Raw genomic sequence first — 4,057 nt, 5'->3', positions numbered from 1 at the left:
GGAAAACTCTTTTTTTCACCGATATATTCCCGCCCTTTACCGAGAACTTGTGATACCCTGCCTAATTGCTGTTTAGTAGATGTAAATGTTGTGTTAAGTTTGATCAATCAAAAAGGGATAAAATCTCTAACCACTAACAAAAAAACTAAACCTCTAACAATAACGTCATGGAAAAGAAACTAACTCGGAACGAACAGGAGAAAACAATAGCAGGCGTATGCGCCGGACTTGCGGAATACTTTGAAGTAGATGTAACATGGGTTCGCATCGCATTTGTACTAGCTGTTTTAGCAGGCTTCTCTGGAGTGCTTGCCTACATCATACTTTGGATTGCCGTACCGGTTAAGCCTTTCGTGCCGACCTACAGCGCCTACTATACGGACTATAAAGTTTATAACGAGGCGGCAGGCCCAAACGGACCCATAAATGATCCTGCTTTTGCAGGGATCCCTTACCCAAAAAAGAAGAAATCGGGTACAAGTGCTGTAGCCGTTGGATTATTCTTTGTAATATTTGGAGTATTCTTTCTGCTCGATGAATTCGATATTGTGCCATACTGGTTCGAATTCCATAAACTGTGGCCTTTAATATTTATCATTCCAGGTATTTTAATGATCACCAACGCTAATAAGAAGTCGTGGAAAGAGGAGTGGAAAGCAAAACAACAGGCTGAGAAAGATGCTCAGGATGCTGCCCAGCCGCAGAGTGCGACAAGTTCTGAAGAAACCACTATTATTACTGAAGAAAATCCCGATAAACCATTATAAAATAAAGAGCAGCCTGGCTGCTCTTATTAAATTATCACACACAAGAAATTAAAAATATGAAAACCGAAAAAATAATCTGGGGCCTGATCTTCATCTTCATTGGAACAGTGTTCATGCTCGACAATTTTAATGTTATCAACTTCTACTGGGGATCAGTTTGGCGCTTTTGGCCGGTAATATTTATCCTGATAGGTGCAAATATGCTACTAAGCAGGTTCGCCGACAAAAACTACGGAGCAATCTTCGCAGCCTCGATAACTGTTCTGGTACTTGCTTCTATTGGCTACCAGGGATCAATACCACGTGAGGATAACGGTTGGGTAAATATTAAATTTGATGATAAAAGAAGGGATAGGAATGAAGACTGGAGCAATGCAAGTGTTTTCTCAGAACCATATTCAGGGACAAAATCAGCAAGTCTTAATATTCAGGGTGGTGCTACAACCTATGAGCTTATCGATACTACTTCCATGCTTTTTCAGGCCGATGTAAAGGAAATGGCTGGGGGATACTCTCTGGAGAAAACCACTCTTGATTCAGTTGATGTGCTGAACTTCCGGAAAAGGGACAAAAAGGGCCGCGGCTTTAAGATGGACGACATGGAGAGTAATGAAACGCGCCTAAGCTTAAACAGCAATCCAATATGGGATATCAAAGTGGAAATGGGTGCAGGGTCAACAGAATTCAATCTCGAGAAATTTAAAGTTCGTAACCTTACGTTCGAAGGCGGTGCCGCAGCATTCGAAGCCCGGATTGGTTCAACGCTTCCGCTTACGGATGTGACTGTTGAAACCGGAGTAGCAAGTGTGCAGATTGAAGTACCTTCCGCTTCAGGATGTAAGATTGAAGTCGATAGCGGCCTCTCATCGAAAGACTTTATAGGTTTCACCAAACAAGCCGATGGAACTTACGAAACAGAAAACTATGATACGGCAGCCAACAAGATCAACATCAGCTTAAAAGGTGGTTTATCATCATTCGAAGTAAAGAAGTATTAAATATATTTGTACAGCAATGGCGGAAGTTTCCCTGAATGAGGGGAAGCTTCCGCTTTGTGTATAAGAACAATGGAAGAATATATAGTCGTTATAAAAGGTAAACCTGAAGGCCCTTTTTCATTAGAGCAGCTGAAGGATTTAAAGATCAGGCCCGGAACTTTTGTAAAAACTCCTGATATGGACGATTATAAAGAAGCTCATGAAATGCCTGAGCTCTGCGAGCTGCTGGGTATTAAAGCACATGTTCGTAAACCGCAATATTTTGCGTCTCTGGATGTACGTCTTCTGGCAATTATTATCGATTATTTTCTTGTGTTTGCTCTTTACTGTATCCTGGGCACAGTTGCCGTTCTTTTCATTGCTGAAAGGGAAACTAAGATCATGGTTGCTCTTGCCGGCTTAGCTATTATACCGCTTGTAAAAATGATCTACAGCATTATCGCAGAGGCTTCTCCTAAACAGGGAACTTATGGGAAAGTGCTGATGGGGTTGAAAGTTTGTGATGAATCCGGTAAGCCCATTACCATGGGGATTTCAGTGGTCAGAAATTTGTCCAAGCTGATTTGTGTTGCTACCCTGGGGCTTGGGTATGCATATGGGTTCTTTGATAAACAGCAGCAGGGGATACATGATAAGATTGCGGGGACTTTGGTGATAAAGGATAGGCTTATTTAGGTGAAAGGTGGGAGTGACCGTTGACACTCGACAGGCGAAATGGATCCGAAGGTTATATGAGGTTACATTAATGAGGTCCCTCCCTGCGGTCGGGATGACGATGGTTTTTAAGGGATCTGGGATGTATTTAGGGATTTATTTCGACGAGCGAACAGAAATTTTATCATTAACGGTTAACGTGCCGCGAGGAGAAATATCCAGTCTCAACCCAAGTTGGCCGTCATCCTGAGCGCAGCGAAGGATCTCAATTTGAGTTCAGCTTTTTTATAGTGTCGAACCAGGGTTGCGTTAGTGCCGATGATAAGGGGTCTGTAAAAAAATAAACCAGAGAATACATCCTTTCAGACATCCCTCTGGCTTCTAATTCAATTTGCAGTTGCTTTTACTTGTTTCCCAGCTTAAAAAATATCGGCATGGTGTAGGCTACTCTGACCACATTGCCATCTAAAATCTTCCCTGGCTTCCAGTTCGGGCTATTTTTTAACACACGTACAGCTTCTTCATCTGCGCCGCCCCCGATTCCTCTAAGAACCTTAATATCCGATAGACTGCCATCCTTCTCAACAACAAAGCCCACTATAACGCGCCCGCTTATACTGTCTTTTTTGGCTTGTTCAGGATATTTTAAATTTTCGCTGAGATATTTTCCCCAGCCAGCCATACCGCCCTCAAATTCTGGAAGGACTTCCGCGGTGCTGAAATCAAAAACGCCATCTGGTACGTCGCGCCCAGCGCCCATTTGGACAGGGTTGCTGCCGCCAAAATTAATAGGGACCGTAAAGGTAACTCTTGCGGGCTTGCCATCAATCGTTCCGGGAATCCACTTCGGACTCTGCGCGATCACCCGAACAGCTTCTTCGTCAGCTCCGCTTCCAATGCCCCTCAGGACTTTGATTTCACCCAGGCTCCCATCTTTTTCAACCGTGAATTTTACTATGACGTTTCCCTGTACGTTGTTACTTTTTGCCAGGGGGGGGAATTTTAGGGTGTTTACAAGATATTCCTGCCATGCTTTCATACCACCCGGGAAAGAAGGCATTCTATCCTGTACCGCTGATCCATCAAAACCGATAGGTTCCTGCTTGCCGGTTACCGGGTTAGGCCTGCTTACTGATATACTCCATCCTCCATTGACATCACCATTTTCTTTTACAAAGGCCGTTATCCCTCCCAAATAGTTTTTCGCGTACAAGATGTTTTTTGAAATTTTCTCTATGTTCTGTTCCTTAAAGGACTTTTGGGAATCCAGATATAATACGGTGATAACATAATCATTGTCAGGAATAGAAATTTGTGAGGTAAACGAGGCAACAGCGCTAAGCACATCTTTGTCAAGATCGGGATGCAGACCTTTAGCAATTTCAATATTGCTGATCTTTTTATCTTTAACAAGGAAGTTGACCTGTACATAGCCCAAGGCATTTGCAGCCTTTGCAGCAGCTGAGTATTTTATGCTTGTCGCGATGTGCTTTTTTAACGCGAGATGATCTGCAGGTACGCGACCGAATTTTGGTTCTGAACCTTCAATCTTTTCAATATTAATTGAAGCACTTAACTCTTTACCAACCACATCGGAGAGAGGCCTTACTGTGATGTTCTCAATGGAACTTATGCTTC

At 43.0% G+C, this 4,057-nt stretch carries 4 protein-coding genes; 3 read left to right on the top strand and 1 reads right to left on the bottom strand.

Going from position 1 to position 4,057, the window contains the following annotated elements; all coding sequences use genetic code 11:
• Positions 1 to 167 precede the first annotated feature (167 nt).
• From WBJ10_RS16530 to WBJ10_RS16520, 3 genes are all read left to right on the top strand, one after another.
• Positions 168 to 767: a PspC domain-containing protein gene (locus WBJ10_RS16530; protein WP_424292284.1), complete on the top strand. Its 600-nt coding sequence runs from the start codon at positions 168 to 170 to the stop codon at positions 765 to 767.
• Positions 768 to 823: 56 nt separating this feature from the next.
• On the top strand, positions 824 to 1,765 hold the full coding sequence (locus WBJ10_RS16525; protein ID WP_424292282.1) for a LiaF transmembrane domain-containing protein: 942 nt from the start codon (positions 824 to 826) through the stop codon (positions 1,763 to 1,765).
• Between the two features lie 69 nt (positions 1,766 to 1,834).
• On the top strand, positions 1,835 to 2,440 hold the full coding sequence (locus WBJ10_RS16520) for an RDD family protein (RefSeq protein WP_424292280.1): 606 nt from the start codon (positions 1,835 to 1,837) through the stop codon (positions 2,438 to 2,440).
• Positions 2,441 to 2,822: 382 nt separating this feature from the next.
• Here WBJ10_RS16520 and WBJ10_RS16515 read toward each other — a convergent pair.
• The coding region (locus WBJ10_RS16515; RefSeq protein WP_424292278.1) for an energy transducer TonB at positions 2,823 to 4,057 on the bottom strand (1,235 nt) is incomplete at its 5' end.

The organism is Daejeonella sp. (assembly GCF_049655485.1).
Classification (GTDB): Bacteria; Bacteroidota; Bacteroidia; order Sphingobacteriales; family Sphingobacteriaceae; genus Daejeonella.
The sequence above is the reverse complement of the archived record's forward strand: the minus strand, read 5'-3'. Positions and strand labels throughout refer to the sequence as shown.